Below are 1,992 nucleotides of genomic sequence, written 5' to 3'. Positions count from 1 at the left end.
GGACTTACCTTATCTTCATCGGTAGCCCTCAATTACCTGATCCAAGAGATGGCTATACGGGCGAGGATATTTGGTTGCTCCATTATAAAGATACAAATATCGAGCTAGACATAAGGCGAATTTATGATGAGACAACGAGTAGATATTTCACGGAAAATCCATTTAAGGTCAAATATAAATTCCAAAGCGTAAATTCTGACATTGGAGATATTTCGATAGACGAGCTTTATAAAATTTTAAATGAAGCCTTGTCTGAGTATGGCAGCGGCGGTATTGAAAATAGGGAATATGTTCCAAAAGAACATGAAGTCGTAACTTTTCTGCACGATTAAAATTTAAAATATATTTTGTCTATAATCTCATCGGACGGATACTCTATTTATGCAAGGTACAAGGTCGCGGATAATAAATTTATGTGGAATTCTAGAAATTTAAATACGAAATTGAAATCTAATGCTATCAAGCCGCGGCAGAGCATAATCAAAGCGCAGCCGCTAGCAAAGAGATAAAATTTATGTCGTCTGCCGATCTAAATTTAAATTTATATCATTCGTAAAGATTAAAATGAAAGCACTATTGTTTATACTCGCGTCGGTTCTGTTTTTAAAGGCTGAGAGCGTAAGCGAAATTTATTCTCTAGGGGCGCCTGCTTGCGATATTTACGATTTAAATTTAAAGAAATGCAGTAGTGGCGACGGCGAAGCATGCTATTTGGCGGCTTTAATTCTAAATAATAAATCTTGCGCACGAAAAAACGACGATTTGGCATTGGAATTTTTTGAAAAATCATGCAGTTTGGGATATGCCAAAGGCTGCATTTTTATGGGACAAGCGTATTCGCTTACTTCTTTGGACGAAAAACACGCGAAAATCAAGACATATTACGAAAGAGCTTGCGAGCTAGATGCGAAATTTTGCGACGATTACGGGCTTTTATATTTTTACGGCGAGGGCGTAAAAAAGGATGAGCTTGTGGCAAAAGAGTATTTTAAAAAATCCTGCGATGCAGGAAATCCCGCAGGATGCGGGCACTTTGCCACATCGTTAAACAGAGAGAATGAGAATATAAATGAGGTTATGAAATTTTATGAAATCGGCTGCAACGGAGAGCATTACCCTTCGTGCTATGCTTACGGACTGCTGTTGTGGGCTAAAGTAGATAAAAATGAAGGCAAAAATTTTTGCAAAAAGGCTTGCGACAGGGGCAATATAAAGGAGGCGTGCAAATGGGTGCTTGATATGAGCGAGGAGGAGAAAGAGCAAATTTTATATTTGAGGCGATATTTAAAGCTAGGTTGCGAGGATGGCGACACGCAAATGTGCAAGGATTTAGGAAAAATCAAGCGATAGTAGGCAAATTTAAAACGGTATAAATTTGCTTGCTCGTAAAATTTTTAAAATTTTAGCTTTAAATTTTGAAATTTAAAAGTCCGTAAATTTTAAAATTTCAGCCTTGTTTATACGCGCTTTATTCTTTCGGCAATCCATTTCGCGTCATACGGCTCTACAGATGCTTGAAATTCTATAAATCTTTCACTGCAGCGATTTACTTATATTTGCGTAGTATTATTTCGAACCTGGCGCGAGGAGCCGAAATTTAAAGTAGGCTACATCAATCGCAATTTTTATTTAAAATACAGATCAAATTTAGCCGCAGAATTTCTAAATTTAAAGAGTTACTCTCTTACGATAAATGCGCCGCTAAATTTACCGCCGTGCGCGAAATCTCTCGCCTCGTCCTCGCTCTTAAATCCGCTTAAAAAGACGCGATAAATCGGCGCGCCATCTATGCTAAATTCTTTGATGATCGCAGGATATCCCGCTGTGCCGTGGTAATCGCGCTGATAAATTTGTGCGCCGCTTCTGTTTCTAAACGCACCGATTTGCACCATAAAATTTCCGCCGACAATGGTTGCTTTCGGCGAACCTTTGGCGATAGTATGCCCATAAAAGCCCACTACTTCGAGTTTTACCGGCGCCGTACCTTTGGCA

At 39.0% G+C, this 1,992-nt stretch carries 3 protein-coding genes; 2 read left to right on the top strand and 1 reads right to left on the bottom strand.

All coding sequences use genetic code 11. The features are described from left to right. Together Q0236_RS10190 and Q0236_RS10185 are read left to right on the top strand one after the other, a co-directional pair. Nucleotides 1-332: hypothetical protein (locus Q0236_RS10190; RefSeq protein ID WP_297917423.1), on the top strand; the 332-nt coding region annotated here is incomplete at its 5' end. Nucleotides 333-564: 232 nt separating this feature from the next. Further along, complete coding sequence (locus tag Q0236_RS10185; RefSeq protein ID WP_297917420.1) at nt 565-1,350, top strand: tetratricopeptide repeat protein; 786 nt, start codon at nt 565-567, stop codon at nt 1,348-1,350. 326 nt (nt 1,351-1,676) lie between these two features. On the opposite strand, the gene Q0236_RS10180 is transcribed toward Q0236_RS10185, so the two are convergent. Then, on the bottom strand, nt 1,677-1,992 hold a 316-nt coding region (locus Q0236_RS10180), incomplete at its 5' end, for an SPOR domain-containing protein (RefSeq protein ID WP_297917417.1).

The organism is uncultured Campylobacter sp. (assembly GCF_938031315.1).
Classification (GTDB): domain Bacteria; phylum Campylobacterota; class Campylobacteria; order Campylobacterales; family Campylobacteraceae; genus Campylobacter_B.
This window is presented reverse-complemented; position numbering and strand designations above follow the sequence as displayed.